The organism is Xanthomonas sp. NCPPB 1128 (genome assembly GCF_001043115.1).
In the GTDB taxonomy this organism is placed as follows: Bacteria; Pseudomonadota; Gammaproteobacteria; order Xanthomonadales; family Xanthomonadaceae; genus Xanthomonas_A.
In genome coordinates this window covers 47,309-63,461 of the sequence record NZ_LFME01000024.1, presented here as the reverse complement: position 1 = coordinate 63,461, position 16,153 = coordinate 47,309, and the positions used below count along the sequence as shown (strand labels likewise).

Below are 16,153 nucleotides of genomic sequence, written 5' to 3'. Positions count from 1 at the left end.
CGCCATGCCACAGTTCTTCATCGAGCGCCCGGTCTTCGCCTGGGTGATCGCCCTGTTCATCGTGCTGTTCGGCACCCTGGCCATCGGCCAGTTGCCGGTGGCGCGCTATCCCTCGGTGGCGCCGCCGTCGGTGTCGCTGATCGCGTCCTACCCCGGCGCCACGCCGCAGACCCTCAACGACTCGGTGGTGAGCCTGGTCGAGCGCGAGCTGTCCGGGGTCAAGAACCTGCTGTACTTCGAATCCACGGTGGACACCTCGGGCAGCGCCCAGATCACCGCCACCTTCAAGCCCGGCACCAATGCGGAGCTGGCGCAGGTGGACGTGCAGAACCGCATCAAGGCGGTGGAACCGCGGCTGCCGCAGGCGGTGCGGCAGAACGGCCTGCAGGTGGAATCGGCCGCTTCCGGCTTCCTGATGCTGGTCGGCCTGACCTCGCCCGACGGCCGCTACGACGAAGTGGCGCTCAACGACTACCTGGCGCGCAACATCGTGCAGGAACTGCGGCGCATCGACGGTGTCGGCCGCGTGCAGTTGTTCGGCGCCGAGCAGGCCATGCGCGTGTGGGTGGACCCAGACAAGCTCATCGCCTACGGCATGACCATGACCGAGCTGGCGCAGGCGATCGAGCAGCAGAACGCGCAGATCGCGCCCGGCCGCCTCGGCGACGAGCCGGTGGTGCAAGGGCAACGCCTGACCGTGCCGCTGACCGTGGCCGGGCAACTGACCACGCCCGCGCAGTTCGCCGCCATCGTGCTGCGCGCCGACAGCGGCGGCGCGCGGGTGACCCTGGGCGACGTGGCGCGGGTGGAACTGGGCGCACAGTCCTATGGCTTCTCCAACCGCGAGAACGGCGCGCCCGCCACCAGCGCGGCGATCCAGCTCTCGCCCGGCGCCAATGCGGTGCGCACCGCACAGGCGGTGAAGGACCGGCTTGCGGAACTGGCCGCGAGCATGCCGACCGGCATGACCTATTCGATCCCGTTCGACACCGCACCGTTCGTGAAGCTCTCGATCAAGCAGGTGCTCAAGACCCTGCTGGAAGCGATGGTGCTGGTGTTCCTGGTGATGTACCTGTTCCTGCAGAACGTGCGCTACACGCTGATCCCGGCCATCGTCGCGCCGATCGCGCTGCTGGGCACCTTTGCGGTGATGCTGCTGGCCGGCTTCTCGATCAATGTGCTGACCATGTTCGGCATGGTGCTGGCGATCGGCATCATCGTCGACGACGCCATCGTGGTGGTGGAGAACGTCGAACGGATCATGGCCAGCGAAGGCTTGCCGCCGCGGGAGGCGACGACCAAGGCGATGCGCGAGATCACCGGCGCGGTGGTCGGCATCACCCTGGTGCTGACCGCGGTGTTCATCCCCATGGCCTTCGCCAGCGGCTCGGTGGGCGTGATCTACCAGCAGTTCACCCTGGCGATGGCGGTGTCGATCCTGTTCTCGGCGTTCCTGGCGCTGACCCTGACGCCTGCGCTGTGCGCCACCCTGCTGCGCCCGGTCGCGCCCGGCCATCACGCCAAGCGCGGCTTCTTCGGCGCGTTCAACCGTGGCTTCGAGCGCCTGACCGGCCGCTATGCCGCACGCGTGACGCGGCTGCTGCGGCGCAGTGGGCGGGTGATGGCGGTGTTCGCGGTGCTGTGCGTGGCGCTGGTCTTGGCCATGCGCGTGCTGCCGTCGGCATTCCTGCCGGAAGAGGACCAGGGTTACTTCATGACCTCGATCCAATTGCCCACCGACGCCACCAGCGAGCGCACGCTGGCGGTGGTCAAGGCGTTCGAGCGGCACGTCGCCACGCGCCCGGCACTGGCCTCCAATCTGGTGATCCTGGGTTTCAGCTTCTCCGGCTCGGGCACCAACGCGGCCATGGCCTTCACCATGCTCAAGGACTGGAACCAGCGCGACGGCGCCACCTCCAGCGAAGAGGCCGAACGTGTGCAGCAGGCCATGGCCGATCTGCCCGAGGGCACGGTGATGAGCCTGCTGCCGCCGGCGATCGACGAGCTCGGCACCTCCTCCGGCTTCACCCTGTATCTGCAGGACCGCGGCAACCGCGGCGAGGCCGCGCTGATGGCGGCGCAGGCGAAGCTGCTGGAGCTGGCCGCGGACAGCAAGGTGGTCAGCGGCGTGTATCAGGACGGCCTGCCGCCAGGCAAGAGCATCCGCCTGGAGATCGACCGTCAGCATGCCGAAGCGATGGGCCTGCCGTTCTCCGCGATCAGCAACACCTTGTCGGCGGCGATGGGCTCGCTGTACGTCAACGACTTCCCGAACGCCGGGCGCATGCAGCAAGTGATCCTGCAGGCCGACGCCACCGCGCGCATGCAACTGGACGACGTACTGAGCCTGCGCGTGCGCAGCACGGAGGGCGGCATGGTGCCGCTGCGCGAGGTGGTGACCGCCACCTGGACCGACGCGCCGCAGCAGCTGGCGCGTTTCCAGGGCTTCCCGGCCGTGCGCATCACCGGCGGTGCCGCACCCGGCGTGTCCAGCGGCGCGGCCATGGCCGAGATGGAACGGCTGGCCGCGCAACTACCGCCGGGCTTCGCCGTGGCCTGGACCGGGCAATCGCTGCAGGAGCGGCAGTCGGCCGCGCAGGCGCCACTGCTCATGCTGCTGTCGGCACTGGTGGTGTTCCTGGTGCTGGCCGCGCTGTACGAGAGTTGGTCGATCCCGCTGTCGGTGATGCTGGTGGTGCCGCTGGGCCTGCTCGGCGCGGTGGCGGCAGTAATGCTGCGCGGCCTGCCCAACGACGTGTTCTTCAAGGTCGGCCTGATCACCATCATCGGCCTGTCGGCGAAGAACGCGATCCTCATCGTCGAGTTCGCCCGGCAACTGCACCGCGACGGCCAGGGCCTGGTCGAAGCGGCGACCAACGCCGCGCGTTTGCGCCTGCGCCCGATCCTGATGACCTCATTGGCCTTCGCCCTGGGTGTGGTGCCCTTGATGCTGGCCAGCGGCGCCAGCGCCGAGACCCAGCACGCCATCGGCACCGGCGTGTTCGGCGGCATGGTCAGCGGCACCGTGCTGGCGATCTTCTTCGTACCGGCGTTCTTCGTCTGCGTGGTGGGGCTGCAGGAGCGCGTGGCGAAGTGGCGCGCGCGACGCGGCGGTGGTGCGTCAACCGAGAACTAGACCGACATGTCCGTGTTCTGAACAGATGCGCCGCTGGCGTTGCTGCTTCTCTCCGTAGGAGCGGCTTTAGGACACCTCTAATAACGTTATCGCCGCGGCTCGGCTGATGTCTTGTCTCGATTGTAGGAGCGGCTTCAGCCGCGACTGGCTTTACCGGGAATGCCCGTCGCGGCTGAAGCCGCTCCTACAACTGGCCTTCGTCGTTGTTCGAGGTGCCTTTAGCCGCGACGCACCAAGCACGACGAGAAGATCGTCGCCCATCGTTGCGCAGCATCACCCGCATCCACGCCACACCACTGCTCGCCGCCCTCACCCCACCCGGCACAGCGACACCTCCCCCGGCCGCAGAGTGAGCACCCGCACACCGCTGGCGGTCACCGCCACGGTGTGCTCGAACTGCGCCGAGAGCTTGCCGTCGCGCGTGTGCACCGGCCATTGCCCGGGCTCCGAGCGGATCGCCGCGCGCCCCTGGTTGAGCATCGGCTCGATGGTGAACACCATGCCCTCGCGCAACTCCAGGCCGGTGCCGGCGTGCCCATAGTGGAGGATCTGCGGCTCCTCGTGCATGGCGCGGCCAATGCCGTGGCCGCAGTACTCCTTGACCACGGTGTAGCCATGCGCGCGCGCATGCCGCGCGATGGCGTGGCCGATGTCGCCCAGCCGCGCACCCGGACGCACCGCGGCAATACCCTTCCACATGGCCTGGCACGCAGTCTGCACCAGCCGCCGTGCCGGATAGGCGACCTCGCCGACCAGGTAGGTGGTGCTGGAGTCGGCGATGTAGCCGTGCTTCTCCAGGGTGATGTCCAAATTGACGATCTGCCCGTGGCGCAAGACATCGTCGGCCGACGGCACGCCATGGCAGACCACGTCGTCGATGGAGGCATTGAGCACGAACGGGAACCCGTACTGGCCCTTGCTCGCGGGCCGCGCCCCCAGCTCCTCCACGATCATCCGCTCGACGAGGTCGTTGAGTTCCAGCGTGCTGCGGCCCAGCAGCGACATCCCGTCCAGCCGTGCGAACACCTGCGCCAGCAGGCGCCCGGACTCGGCCAGCAACACCAGCTCGTCCGGCCGCTTGATCACGTGCGCCCCGGTATCACCGCCTGCGGCCGCACCCCCGCCGCACGCAATTCGCGCGCCACGATGTCCTGGAACGACAACTCCGGGTTCATCTCGCACAGCATGCCGACCTTGATCCAGAAGTTGGCCTGCGCATTGATCGACCGGCTGGTCACCGTGCAGGCGCGGCGCAGTTGGTCGTGCAGGTCGTCGTCGATGTTGACGATGCCCATGGTGGCTCCCGAGACGATGTATATGAATCGTATACGAATCATATATTCTCAGCAAGCCAGCACTGCGCGACGCAATGCTGCGGATCACGACCAGGCAGCGTCTGCCACCACGTAAGCCGGCTGCCGGACGTCAGGCAACCTCCGAAGCGCATCTGTAGGAGCGGCGTCAGCCGCGACGAGACATCACCAGGAAAGCCTGTCGCGGCTGAAGCCGCTGCTACGAAAAAGGATCGCTGCCTCTGACCGGCGCTAAGCCGCACGTCTTTTCCTGGCCTGCCGATCGCAGGAGGTGAGACGCCGCGGCCGCATGCTTGCGCGCTCCTCCCTGCTGCCCTCGCGCTCTTGCTGCAGGTCAGTCAGATGCGCACATGCACTGACGTCAGCAGCACTTCGCCCAGCCGTTCTGGGCCAAGTCGTGCAGCGCTAACCGCACACGCGGCGCCTGCCAGTGCGGGCGAGCGATAGGCGTTATCCGGGGGATTTCTCCATCGATGGATCGCACCATGTTCAAGGCACGTATCGGCGACCTGTTCGCCAGCCACGCCCAGGTCTACACGAACGCGGTCAATTGCGCCGGCATCATGGGCAAGGGCATCGCGCATGCGTTCAAGCGACGCTATCCGGCCATGCTCGAGGACTATGCCGAGCGCTGCCGGGAAGGCCGTGTGCGCATCGGCGAACCCTATCTCTACGCCGATGCCAGCGGCATCCGCATTCTCAACTTCCCGACCAAGCGCCACTGGCGCTCGCCGTCGCGGCTCGAGGACATCGCGGCGGGACTCGACTACCTCGCCGCACATCTGGGCGAATGGGACGTGCCCAGTCTTGCCCTGCCGCCGCTCGGCTGCGGCAACGGCGGCCTGGATTGGGAGGATGTCGGCCCGCTGATCTACCGCACGCTGGCGCACCTGCCGGTCGAAATCGAGGTCTATGCGCCTTACGGCACGCCGCTGGCGCAGCTCGAACCCGCCTTCCTGTCGCGGCCGGCGCACGCCTCGGCCGAGGGCGCCGGCAAACGTACGGCGACCCAGCCGGGCTGGATCGCGATCATGGAAGTGTTGCGGCGGCTGCAGGCCCGGCCAGAGGCGCGGCCGCTCGGGCGCACCCTGTTCCAGACGCTCTGCTGGGCCATGACCGAACTGGGCGTGCCGACCGGACTGACGTTCGGCAATGCCGGCCGCGGCCCGCGCCAGGGCGATGTTCGGCCCATCCTCACCGACCTGGCCAACCGCAATTGGCTGCACGAACAACCGCAGGGACGGACGATGGCGCTGCGCGCGTCGCCGCAGTACGACAGGGAGCATGCGCGGTTCGCCGCGGCGTACGTCGCCTACGAAACCGAAATCGCCAAGACCGTGGACCTGTTCGCGCAGATCAGGAACATCGACCAGGCCGAGGACATCATGACGGTGTTCCAGGCTGCGCGCCGGCTTCAGGTGGCCCATCCCGGGCAGGCGCTCCATGCGCAACACCTGCATGCGCATCTGCTCGCTTCCAGGAGCACGGCCGATTCCGAACAGACGCAGCAGCGGCTCGCCGAAGCCATCCGCGTGCTGGTGGCGCTGGATTGGATACGCTTGCGCTAGTGCAGCGCTGTCGGGCGCGCCGCCAAGTAATCAGTCCAGCGCGACTCGCAGCAAGTGACACCGCGTCATCGCACCGACTGCGTGCCGACAACAGCATCCATGGTCCGCATGGCTGAGTCGCCATAGCCCTGCCACACCCGCCACCAAGCAGGCCTCCGTGCCCGGCCGACATTGGCCCGCCCACTTCCACAGCTGCCGCACAGCGGCAAGGGTGGCACGGTAGACTCACGGCCTTTCTCGCGAAGCCATCACCGTGCTGCTGTCCCTGTCCACCACCACCCAGCCCGCCACCGATCTCGGCTACCTGCTGGTCAAGCATCCCGAGCGCGCCCACGAAGTCGCTCTGCCGTTCGGCACCGCCCGGGTGTTCTACCCGCAGGCCGACGAGACCCGTTGCACCGCAGTGCTGATGCTGGACATCGACCCGGTCGGGCTGGTACGCGGTCGCGGCGAGGCCGAAGGCAGCCTGTCGCAGTACGTCAACGACCGTCCGTACGTCGCCAGTTCCTTCCTCTCGGTTGCGCTCAAGCGCGTGTTCGGCACCGCCATGGCTGGCACCAGCAAGAGCCGCCAGGCACTGGCGGACACGGCCATTGCGCTGGAAGCGGAGATTCCGGTGCTGCGGTGTCGCGGCGGCGAGCAACTGCTGCAGGCCTGGTTCGAACCGCTTGGCTACACCGTAACGGTCGAGCGCCTGCCGCTGGATCCGCGCTTTCCCGAGTGGGGCGACAGTCCGTATGTGCGCCTACAGCTCGCCAGAACCGTGCGCCTGCAGGACCTGCTGACCCACCTGTATGTGCTGCTGCCGGCCATCGACGGCGACAAGCACTACTACGTCGGCCACGACGAAATCGAGAAACTGCTCGACAAGGGCGGCACTTGGTTGTCCGCGCATCCGCAACGCGAGGCGATCGTCGGCCGCTACCTGCGCCGCCACAAGCCGCTGGTGCGTGCGGCGCTGGCGCGCCTACTGGACGATGAAGAGGAGGCGATCGACGAGCAGGAAGTACGCAAGGAAGCGGTCGAGGACGCGATCGAACGCCCGCTCAGCCTCAACGACCAGCGCATGCAGGCCGTGGTCGAGACACTGCGCACCCTCGGCGCACGGCGCGTGGTCGACCTGGGTTGCGGCGAAGGCCGCCTGCTCGGTTTGCTGCTCAAGGAGCCGCAGATCGAGCACCTGCTCGGCATCGACGTGTCACTGCGCTCGCTGGACCATGCCGCCGACCGCCTGCACCTGGAGCGTCTACCGCCGCTGCAGCGCCAGCGCATCACCCTGGCCCATGGCGCGCTGACCTACCTCGATCGCCGCATCGAGGGCTTCGATGCGGCTTGCGCGATCGAGGTGATCGAGCACATGGATGCGCCGCGCCTGCCAGCGTTCGAGCGCGCGCTGTTCGGTTTCGGCAAGCCGCAGGCGGTGGTGATCACCACGCCGAACAGCGAGTACAACGTGCGCTTCCCGACCTTGCCCGCCGGGCGCTTCCGCCACCCCGACCACCGCTTCGAGTGGACACGCGCCGAATTCCGCGCCTGGGCCGACGGCGTGGCGCAGCGCAACGGCTACCGCGTGCGCCATGCCCCCATCGGCCCGGACGATCCGGAGGTCGGCCCGCCGACCCAGATGGCGGTGTTCACCCGCGACGTGGCCTGACTCTTTCGGCATTCTCATGACGATACGCATTCCCAAGCTCAGCCTGGTCGCCCTGATCGGGCCATCCGGCAGCGGCAAGTCCACCTTCGCCCGCACCCACTTCCTGCGGACCGAGGTGATCTCCTCCGACACCTGCCGAGGCCTGGTCGCCGACGACGAGAACGACCAGACCGCCACCAGCGACGCCTTCGAGGTGCTCTACTTCATCGCGCGCAAGCGCTTGGCCGCCGGGCGCCTGACTGTCGTCGACGCGACTAACGTGCGTCCGGAAGACCGCAAGCGCCTGGTCGAACTGGCACGCGAGTTCCATGTCCTGCCCTGCGCCATCGTGTTCGACCTGCCCGAGCGCGTGTGCCAGGACCGCAACAGGGCGCGTGCGGACCGCAACTTCGGCCCGCATGTCATCCGCAACCAGCAGCAGGCGCTGCGAAAGGGGCTGCGCGGCCTGGAGCGCGAGGGCTTCCGCCATGTCAGCGTGCTGCGCTCGGTGGAGGATGTGGCGGCCGCCGCGATCGAACGCATCAAGGTCTGGAACGACCGCCGCGAGGAGCACGGGCCGTTCGATTTGATCGGCGACGTGCACGGCTGCCGCGACGAACTGGTCGCCCTGCTCGGCCGCCTGGGCTACACCGTCGGCGGCACCCGTGAGGCACCCGAGGTCGTCGCACCGGAAGGGCGCAAGGCGGTCTTCGTCGGCGACCTGGTCGACCGCGGCCCGGATTCGCCCGGCGTGCTGCGCCTGGTCATGCACATGGTCGGCAACGGCACCGCGTTGTGCGTACCCGGCAACCACGACGTGAAGCTGCAGCGCAAACTGGCCGGCCGCGACGTGCGCATCAGCCACGGCCTGGCCGAGACCCTGGAGCAGTTGCAGGGCGAGCCGGAGGAGTTCAGCCGCGAGGTCGCCGCCTTCATCGACAAGCTGGTCAGCCACTACGTGCTCGACGACGGCAAGCTGGTGGTCGCCCATGCCGGCCTCAAGCAGGAATTGCAGGGCCGCACCTCGCAGCGCGTACGCGAGTTCGCGCTGTACGGCGAGACCACCGGCGAGATCGACGCGTTCGGCCTGCCGGTCCGTTCCGACTGGGCGCGCGATTATCGCGGCCCGGCCATGGTGGTGTACGGCCATACGCCGACGCCTGAGCCGGAATGGGTGAACCGCACCATCTGCCTCGATACCGGCTGCGTGTTCGGCGGCAAGCTCACCGCACTGCGCTATCCCGAGAATGAACTGATGTCGGTCGCGGCCGCGCGCGAGTACTACGCGCCGGTCAAGCCACTGCTTCCGGCCGAGGACACGAGCGCCACGGCCACCACGCCGCGCGAGGCCCTGCTGCTCGACCTGGACGATGTGGCCGGCAAGCGCGTGATCGACACCCGCGCCTTCCGCAGCGTCACCATCCGCGAGGAGAACAGCATCGCCGCGCTGGAGGTGATGAGCCGCTTCGCCATCGATCCGCGCTGGCTGGTGTACCTGCCGCCGACGATGGCGCCGCCGGAGACTGCCAAGTCAGGCGATCTGCTCGAGCGCCCACAGGAAGCGCTCGAGTTCTATCGCCAGGAAGGCATCGCCACGCTGGTGTGCGAGGAGAAGCACATGGGTTCGCGCGCGGTCGTGGTGCTGTGCCGCGATGCCGGTGTCGCGCAACGCCGTTTCGGCATTGGCGACGACGGCCGCGGCGTCGTCTACACCCGCACCGGCCGCCGCTTCTTCGGCGAGCGCGAACTGGAGAACGCTTTGCTCGATCGTCTCGACGCGGCATTGCAGCGCGCGGGCCTCTGGGAGGAATTGCACACCGACTGGATCGTGCTCGACGCGGAACTGCTGCCGTGGTCGGCCAAGGCCCAGGAACTGCTGCGCGAGCAGTACGCGCCGACCGGCGCGGCCGCCACCGCGGCGCTCGCCACCGCCCGCACCTGGCTGGACGCGGCTGCAGCGCGTGGCGTCGACGTGCAGCCATGGCAGCAGCAGGCGCAGGCGCGCCACGGCGACGCCAGCCGCTTCGTCGACGCCTACCGCCGCTACTGCTGGGAAGTGAATGGCCTGGAGGACCTGAAGATCGCGCCGTTCCACGTGCTGGCCTGCGAAGGCGTGGTCGGCCTGGAACGCGACCATCGCTGGCACCTGGACGTCGCCCGCCGCCTGGCCGACGTCGAACCGCTGGTGCGCCTGACCCGTCATGTGTTCGTCGACCTGGCCGACGCGGCAAGCGTGGCCGACGCCGTCGCCTGGTGGGAGGCGCTGACCGCGCAGGGTGGCGAAGGCATGGTCATCAAGCCGGTCGAAGGCCTGGCGCGCAGCAAGCGGGGGCTGGTGCAACCGGCCATCAAGTGCCGCGGCCGCGAGTACCTGCGCATCATCTACGGGCCCGAGTACACCGAACCGCAGAACCTCGACCGGCTACGCCAGCGTGGCCTGCGCACCAAGCAGTCGCTGGCCATCCGCGAGTTCGCGCTGGGCCTGGAGGCGCTGCAGCGTTTCGTCGCGCAGGAACCGTTGTACCGCGTGCACGAATGCGTGTTCGGCGTACTGGCGCTGGAGAGCGAACCGGTGGACGTGCGGCTTTAACCCCCATGTCCGTGCTTTGCCGCAATTCGGCCACGCGGCGGGGTTACCCGCATATCGCACCGCGGCGGCACAGCCGGCGCCCGTGATGAGGGCGGCATCGCGTCGAGACTGCGCCGCCCACATACAGATGGGCGGCGTCGTGCGACCGGTCAGAAGCGCACGCGCCAGACGCTGTTGCCGACATCGTCGGCGATCAGCAGCGCACCGTCCTTGTCCTGCGCCAGACCGACCGGGGCACCGAACAGCTGCGACTCGTCTTCTGAATGGAAGCCGCTGACCACGGTCTGCGGTGGGCCGACCGGCCGGCCCTGCCGGAACGGCACGTAGACCACCTGGTAGCCGCTGAGCGGCGAACGGTTCCAGCTGCCGTGCTCGGCGACGAACGCACCTTCGCGGTAGTTGGCCGGAAGCGTCTCGCCGCGGGAGAACCAAAGGCCCAGCGCGGCCACATGCGAGCCCAGCGCGTAGTCCGGCTTGATCGCCTTGGCCACCAGGTCCGGGCGCTGATCCTTGACCCGCACATCCACGTTCTGTCCGTAGTAGCTATACGGCCAGCCGTAGAAGCCGCCGTCCTGTACCGAGGTCAGGTAGTCGGGCACCAGGTCGGCGCCGATCTCGTCGCGCTCGTTGGCGATCGCCCACAACTTCCCCGTCCGCGGCTCCCACTGCAGCCCGGTCGGATTGCGGATGCCCGAGGCGAAGATGCGGCTGCTGGCCGAGGCGACATCCACCTCCAGCACGGCCGCGCGGCGGTACTCCACGTCCAGTCCGTTCTCACCGATGTTGCTGTTGGAGCCCACGCCGACGTACAGCTTGCGTCCGTCGGGGCTGGCCAGCAGGGCCTTGGTCCAATGGTGCTCGATCGTGCCGGGGAGATCGGCGAACAGCGTGCCGGGCGCGGTGATCTCGGTTTGGCCCACGACGTAGGGGAACTTCATGATGGCGTCGGTGTTGGCGACGTACAGCGCGTCGCCGATCAGCTGCACCCCGAACGGCGAGTGCAGGCCCTTCAGGAACGCATGCTGCTCCCACCTGCCGTCCGCGGTCCTGCGCAGCAGGGTGATGCGGTTGCCGCCCTTGGCGCTCTTGCCGGAGCGCCCCTGGATCAGGCCGGCGATCAATTGCTTGGGCGTGGTGACCGGCTCCATGCCCGGCGAATTGGCCTCCACCACCAGCACGTCGTCGTTGGGCAGCACGTACAACTGGCGCGGATGTTTCAGGCCACCGGCGATCTTCTCGATCTTCAGGCCCGCCGCCACGGTGGGCGCCTGCCCCTCCTTCCAGCCCACACCCTCGGGAACCTGCATCGGCGGCAGCAGGAAGTTGCGCGCCTGCGGCAGCGGCGGCGCATTACCCGCCTGCTGAGTGGGCTCGAGCGAGGCCTTGCCGCCGCAGGCGGCCAGGGCCACTGCGCCGCTCAGCGCGAAAACGGACAGGCACAGGCGCTTAGCCATGGACGTAACCCTCGCGTGGCGTGGTGCGGATGGCGATGAGCACATGCCCGATCGCCAACAGCGCGACTGTGGCGATCGAGAGCCAGAGCCCTGCCGGGACCACCGCATACGCGTCGCGGCTATGCACGAAGGCATTGAAGATGGCGGCGACGATGGCGAGCAGGTTCAGCCAGAAGTCGAGCCGTTCCACCGGCAGCACGGAGCGCCGCGAGGTGATCCAGACCTGCACCAGGTTGATCAGACGCGGCACGATGGCGATGACCAGCCCGATCGCGATCAGCCAGGCCGCCGCCTTGCTCCACAGGATCACCGCGCTGCGGGCGTAGACGATGTCGAAGATCAGCGCGGCGACGAAGCAGCCGAACGGGATGGGATTGAGCAAGCCATAAAGGGCATTGGCCACCACGGAGCGGCGCGGCGCAGTCTGCAGAGGCATGAGACGGCTCTCGACGAAAGGAAGAAGGGGGCGAATCGCTCGCTCACCACGAACCCGCGGGACGCGCCGTTGTGATGGTGAGACCCACTATCTGCCCGCCCCTGTCTAGAGGGCGTCGCGATGGCACTGCGCGTGTCGACGCGCCATCCCGCATCGTCGCTGCAGCCGCAGCCGTGTGCGCAGCGCTAGGTGCGCGCGGAAGCGATAGGCGCTCCGCTGCTCTCGCGCACCGACAGGCTCACCGGCACGATCGTCCTGCGCGGCGGTACGGCTGCGTCCAGCCGCTCCAGCACCAACTGCGCCGCCTGACGACCGCGGGCGCGCGGTTGCGCGGCGAGCGTGGTCAGCGCGGGCGTGCTCACCGCGGCCTCGGGGATGTCGTCGAACCCGGTGATCGCGAAGTCCTGGCCGGGGCGGATGCCACGCGCGAGCAGGCCCAGCATCAGGCCCAGCGCGACCGTGTCGTTGTAGCAGACCGCCGCGGTGGGCGGCGCGTCGTGGGCGAACAGGTCGCCGTGGCGCGCGGCCGCTTCCAGGCGATTGGGCGCGGATTCGATCAGCCAGGCAGGATCGACCGGCAGCCTGGCCTGCCGCATCGCCTGGGCGTGGCCAGCGCGACGCTGCCGGCAGGAACTGGAATCGGCATGGCCGCCGTAGAAGGCGATGCGGCGGTGGCCGAGCGCGATCAGGTGCTCGGTGGCCAGTTGCGCGCCGCGCTGGTTGTCCAGGCCGAGGAAGCCCCAGTCGTCGGCACCGGCGAGTTCGCGGTTGAACAGCAGCACGTTCGCGCGTGCGTCCAGCACCGTGTGCAGTTCGGCGGCGTCGCTACCCTCGGCCGGCGACAGGATCACGCCGGCCGGCGTGTGCTCCATCAGCGAGGCCAGTACCGCCTGCTGCCGCGCAGGCGATTCGCCGGTGCTGCCAAGCAGCGTCACGTAGCCCTGCTCGCCCAGCGCCGCGTCCACGCCGGCGGCGAACTCGGCGAAGAACGGATTGGCCAGGTCGTTGATGACCAGGGCCACGCAGGTCGAGGTGCGCCGGCGCAGATTGGCGGCGCCGCGGTTGTAGACGTAGCGCTGCCGCTTCAGTTCCGCTTCCACGCGCGCGCGGGTGTCGGCATGCACCAGCGGGCTGCCGCGCAGCACCAGCGACACGGTGGCGCGCGAGACGCCGACCGCATCGGCGATGTCGGTGACGGTCACCACGCGCTGCCGGTCGCGCACGGCGGCGGCAGGCGCGGTCTTTGTGGTCTTTGTGGTCCTTTTCGCCTTGTCCGCATGCTCCAACGCAACCGACGCCGCCTTGCGCGAGGCGGCCTTGGCGGCCTTGGAGCCTGCAGATCCGGCGCGGGGTGGACGCTTCTGGCTCATCGGATCGATTCCCTTCGGACGAGACGCGCAGCGTAAACCATCGGCTGCGCGCCCCTGCCGCGCGACGGCACGGACTCAGCGCCAGCCCAGGCTGGCGGCGGCCGGCGGTGCCGCGCACGGCGACACCGGCAGGTCCTGCGGCTGCGTGCCCCAGCCCTGCGGCTGCGGCGCATCGCGCAGGTCGAAACGCAGGCGGCCGCCCTGGCGCAACTGCGCCCAGTCCAGCCACACCGGCGCGTGCGCGCGGCCATCCAGCGACACACCACCGACATAGCGCAGCTTGCCGTCGCCGGCCTGCGGCGCGTCGATGCGCAGCGTGCGGCCCGCTCCCACGTCCAGTTCGACGCGCGAGAAGCGCGGCGCGTGCAGCAGGAACTGCCCGGTGCCGGGCACCGCCGGATACAAGCCGATGACGCTGAACAGATACCACGCCGACATCGTGCCCAGGTCGTCGTTGCCGGTGACGCCGTTCGGCGCGTTAGTGAACAGCGTCTGCGCCGCATGCAGCACGGTGCTGGTCTTCCACGGCTGGCCGATCAGCGTGTACATCCACGGCGCATGCAGGTCGGGCTCGTTGTTGGGGTTGTAGCGGAACTGGCTGTAGTAGCTGTACGGCCCCACCACCCATTGCTTGCGCGCGGCACCGGCCGGGTCGGCCAGCAGCGCCTCGTAGGCGAAGAAGGTGTCCAGGCGCCGCGCGGTCTGCTCGGGCCCATGCATCGCCTCCACCAGGCCCGGCACGTCCTGCTGCGCCAGCCACTGGTACTGCCAGGCCGTACCTTCGTGGAAGCCGTGCTGCGAACGCGGATCGTAATGGCCATCCGACGGCGTGTACCACGCGCCGTCCTCGGTGCGCGGCCGCGGGAAACCGGTGAAGCCGGTCTCCGCATCGCGCACCGACGGATCCCAGATCGAGTGCCAGTTGCGCCCGCGGCGGTTCAGCACCGCCGCGTCCTCGGCATGGCCCAGCGCGCCGGCCATGGTCGACAACGCGCAGTCGGCCAACGCGTACTCCAGCGTCGCCGAGCCGCCGTGGTGCGGATCGACGTCCATGCCCTTGGACGGGAACGCGCGGTCGTACTGCACGAAGCCCTGCGCCAGGTAGTTGGCATTGCCGGAGCGCCCGGCGTGCCGCGAATTCAGCGGCGGCATCTCGAAGGCGTTGCGGCGCAGCGCGGTGTACGCCTCGGCCTCGCGTCCCTGCAGTGCGCCGAAGCGCCACAGGTCGACCAGGAACGGCGTGACCGGGTCGCCGGTCATGACGTTGGTCTCGAAGTTGGCATAGCCCCAGCGCGGCAGCCAGCCGCCTTGCGCGTTGATCGCCAGGATCGAACGGCCGATGTCGGCGGCGCGCTGCGGCCGCAACAGCGCCAGCAACTGGTTCTGCGAACGGTAGGTGTCCCACAGCGAGAAGAACTCGTGGTACGTCCAGCCATCGGCGTGGTGGATTCCGTCGTCGTAGCCGCGGTAGCGCCCATCGGCGTCGCTGCCGGTCAGCGGCTGCAGCAGCGCGTGGTACAGCGCGGTGTAGAACACCACGCGGTCGTCGCCGCTGCCGCCGTGCACGCGCACGCTGGCCAGCTCCTTGTCCCAGGCCTGCTGCGCGCGGGCACGCATCGCATCGAAGCCGAGCAGACGGCCATTGGCCATGCCCTCGCTGCGCAGGTTGTTGCGCGCACCCTCGGCATCCACGTGCGAGATCGACGAGATGGCGGTGACCGCACGGCCCTTGCTCACATCGAAGGTGAGCCACGCGCCGCTGGGCTTGCCCTCGCCCTCCATGCCATGGCGCGATCCCGGCACGCCGCCGGCCTCGCCCCAGGTGCCGAAGGCCTTGAACGGGCGATCGAACTCCAGACGGAACCAGGTGGTGTACTGGTGGCCGCCACAGAAGCTCTGGGTCACCAGCTTGCCTTCGACCACGCGGTCGCCGACCACGCTCAGGGTGCTGCCGGTGACCGTGTGGCGGGCGTTGGCCTGGCCGATGTTGACCAGTACGTGGCCGTCGCCCGAGGTGGAAAAGGTGTAGCGCTCGGCTGCGGCGCGGGTCAGCGCGGTGGCTTCGGCGTCGATGCCGCCGTAGTCGGTCAGCCGCACCTTGTAGTAGCCGGCCTGGCCGCGCTCGCCGTCGTGCTGGTAGCGCGCGCCGTAGCGGGTGTGGTCGAACGCCTTCGGATCGCCCGTATCGAAATCGCCACCGGGGCCGATGCGCCCGGTCACCGGCAGTACCGAGACCTGCCCGCCCTGCTCCCAGCAGCCGGCGCCGGACAGGAAGGAATGGCCGAAGCCGCGGATCTGCGGATCGTCGTAGCGCCAGCCGGCGTAGTGCGCGCCGATCGGGCTGACCTGGATCATCCCGAACGGCGCAGACGCGCCGGGGAAGGTGTTGCCGTCGTCCTTGCTGCCGATGAAGGTGTTGACCTCGGCACTGGGCCGCGGCGCGGCGGTCAGTGCCGGCGTGACTAGCAACAACAACAGGGCGAGCGTGCGTAACAGGGAGGGCAACGGGGAAGACGTCATGCGATCGGATCCTGTGGTGAACGACCGCGTAAACGCGACGGCGCAGTCGTGGACGGCGAAAACGGTAGCCCGGCCGTCGCCGGACCGTCGCGCCCATGCCGTCCGCCGCGCGGCAGGCATGGGCGCAACACAC

At 68.8% G+C, this 16,153-nt stretch carries 10 protein-coding genes; 4 read left to right on the top strand and 6 right to left on the bottom strand.

Features of this window, described 5'->3' with window-relative positions:
- The first annotated feature begins 4 nt into the window (after positions 1 to 4).
- A complete protein-coding gene (locus ACP93_RS14795; RefSeq protein ID WP_048491438.1) occupies positions 5 to 3,136 on the top strand; it encodes an efflux RND transporter permease subunit in 3,132 nt (1,043 codons plus the stop codon).
- Positions 3,137 to 3,445: 309 nt separating this feature from the next.
- Here the strand turns inward: ACP93_RS14795 and map are convergent, their stop codons facing one another.
- Together map and ACP93_RS14785 are read right to left on the bottom strand one after the other, a co-directional pair.
- A complete protein-coding gene (gene map, locus ACP93_RS14790; RefSeq protein WP_048491437.1) occupies positions 3,446 to 4,222 on the bottom strand; it encodes a type I methionyl aminopeptidase in 777 nt (258 codons plus the stop codon).
- Positions 4,219 to 4,431, bottom strand: a complete 213-nt coding sequence (locus ACP93_RS14785) for a ParD-like family protein (RefSeq protein WP_048491436.1) — start codon at positions 4,429 to 4,431, stop codon at positions 4,219 to 4,221. The genes map and ACP93_RS14785 overlap by 4 nt, the downstream gene beginning before the upstream one ends.
- 491 nt (positions 4,432 to 4,922) lie before the next feature.
- Here ACP93_RS14785 and ACP93_RS14780 point away from each other — a divergent pair, with 491 nt between their 5' ends.
- The 3 genes from ACP93_RS14780 (at position 4,923) to ACP93_RS14770 (ending at position 10,240) form a co-directional block, all read left to right on the top strand.
- Positions 4,923 to 6,017, top strand: coding sequence for a macro domain-containing protein (locus ACP93_RS14780; protein WP_048491435.1), 1,095 nt, complete (start codon positions 4,923 to 4,925; stop codon positions 6,015 to 6,017).
- Between the two features lie 253 nt (positions 6,018 to 6,270).
- Positions 6,271 to 7,671, top strand: coding sequence for a 3' terminal RNA ribose 2'-O-methyltransferase Hen1 (locus tag ACP93_RS14775; RefSeq protein WP_048491434.1), 1,401 nt, complete (start codon positions 6,271 to 6,273; stop codon positions 7,669 to 7,671).
- A 16-nt stretch (positions 7,672 to 7,687) separates the two neighbouring features.
- Positions 7,688 to 10,240 carry a polynucleotide kinase-phosphatase gene (locus ACP93_RS14770; protein WP_048491433.1) on the top strand — a complete coding sequence of 851 codons (2,553 nt, stop codon included), beginning with the start codon at positions 7,688 to 7,690 and terminating at the stop codon, positions 10,238 to 10,240.
- A gap of 149 nt (positions 10,241 to 10,389) precedes the next feature.
- Here the strand turns inward: ACP93_RS14770 and ACP93_RS14765 are convergent, their stop codons facing one another.
- The 4 genes from ACP93_RS14765 to ACP93_RS14750 all read right to left on the bottom strand — a co-directional run bounded on the left by ACP93_RS14765 (position 10,390) and on the right by ACP93_RS14750 (position 16,020).
- Complete coding sequence (locus ACP93_RS14765; RefSeq protein ID WP_048491432.1) at positions 10,390 to 11,694, bottom strand: PQQ-dependent sugar dehydrogenase; 1,305 nt, start codon at positions 11,692 to 11,694, stop codon at positions 10,390 to 10,392.
- Complete coding sequence (locus ACP93_RS14760; RefSeq protein WP_048491431.1) at positions 11,687 to 12,130, bottom strand: DUF2231 domain-containing protein; 444 nt, start codon at positions 12,128 to 12,130, stop codon at positions 11,687 to 11,689. Before ACP93_RS14760 ends, ACP93_RS14765 begins: the two co-directional genes overlap by 8 nt.
- Before the next feature lie 185 nt (positions 12,131 to 12,315).
- Positions 12,316 to 13,500: a LacI family DNA-binding transcriptional regulator gene (locus ACP93_RS14755; protein WP_228136056.1), complete on the bottom strand. Its 1,185-nt coding sequence runs from the start codon at positions 13,498 to 13,500 to the stop codon at positions 12,316 to 12,318.
- 75 nt (positions 13,501 to 13,575) lie between these two features.
- Positions 13,576 to 16,020, bottom strand: coding sequence for a GH92 family glycosyl hydrolase (locus ACP93_RS14750; protein WP_048491430.1), 2,445 nt, complete (start codon positions 16,018 to 16,020; stop codon positions 13,576 to 13,578).
- Positions 16,021 to 16,153: the final 133 nt, after the last annotated feature.

Coding starts and splice junctions, on each gene's coding strand:
- ACP93_RS14795 (WP_048491438.1), top strand. CDS start 5: ATGCCACAGTTCTTCATCGAGCGCCCGGTCTTCGCCTGGGTGATCGCC.
- ACP93_RS14770 (WP_048491433.1), top strand. CDS start 7,688: ATGACGATACGCATTCCCAAGCTCAGCCTGGTCGCCCTGATCGGGCCA.
- ACP93_RS14755 (WP_228136056.1), bottom strand. CDS start 13,500: ATGAGCCAGAAGCGTCCACCCCGCGCCGGATCTGCAGGCTCCAAGGCC.
- ACP93_RS14750 (WP_048491430.1), bottom strand. CDS start 16,020: ATGACGTCTTCCCCGTTGCCCTCCCTGTTACGCACGCTCGCCCTGTTG.
- ACP93_RS14765 (WP_048491432.1), bottom strand. CDS start 11,694: ATGGCTAAGCGCCTGTGCCTGTCCGTTTTCGCGCTGAGCGGCGCAGTG.
- ACP93_RS14785 (WP_048491436.1), bottom strand. CDS start 4,431: ATGGGCATCGTCAACATCGACGACGACCTGCACGACCAACTGCGCCGC.
- ACP93_RS14760 (WP_048491431.1), bottom strand. CDS start 12,130: ATGCCTCTGCAGACTGCGCCGCGCCGCTCCGTGGTGGCCAATGCCCTT.
- ACP93_RS14780 (WP_048491435.1), top strand. CDS start 4,923: ATGGATCGCACCATGTTCAAGGCACGTATCGGCGACCTGTTCGCCAGC.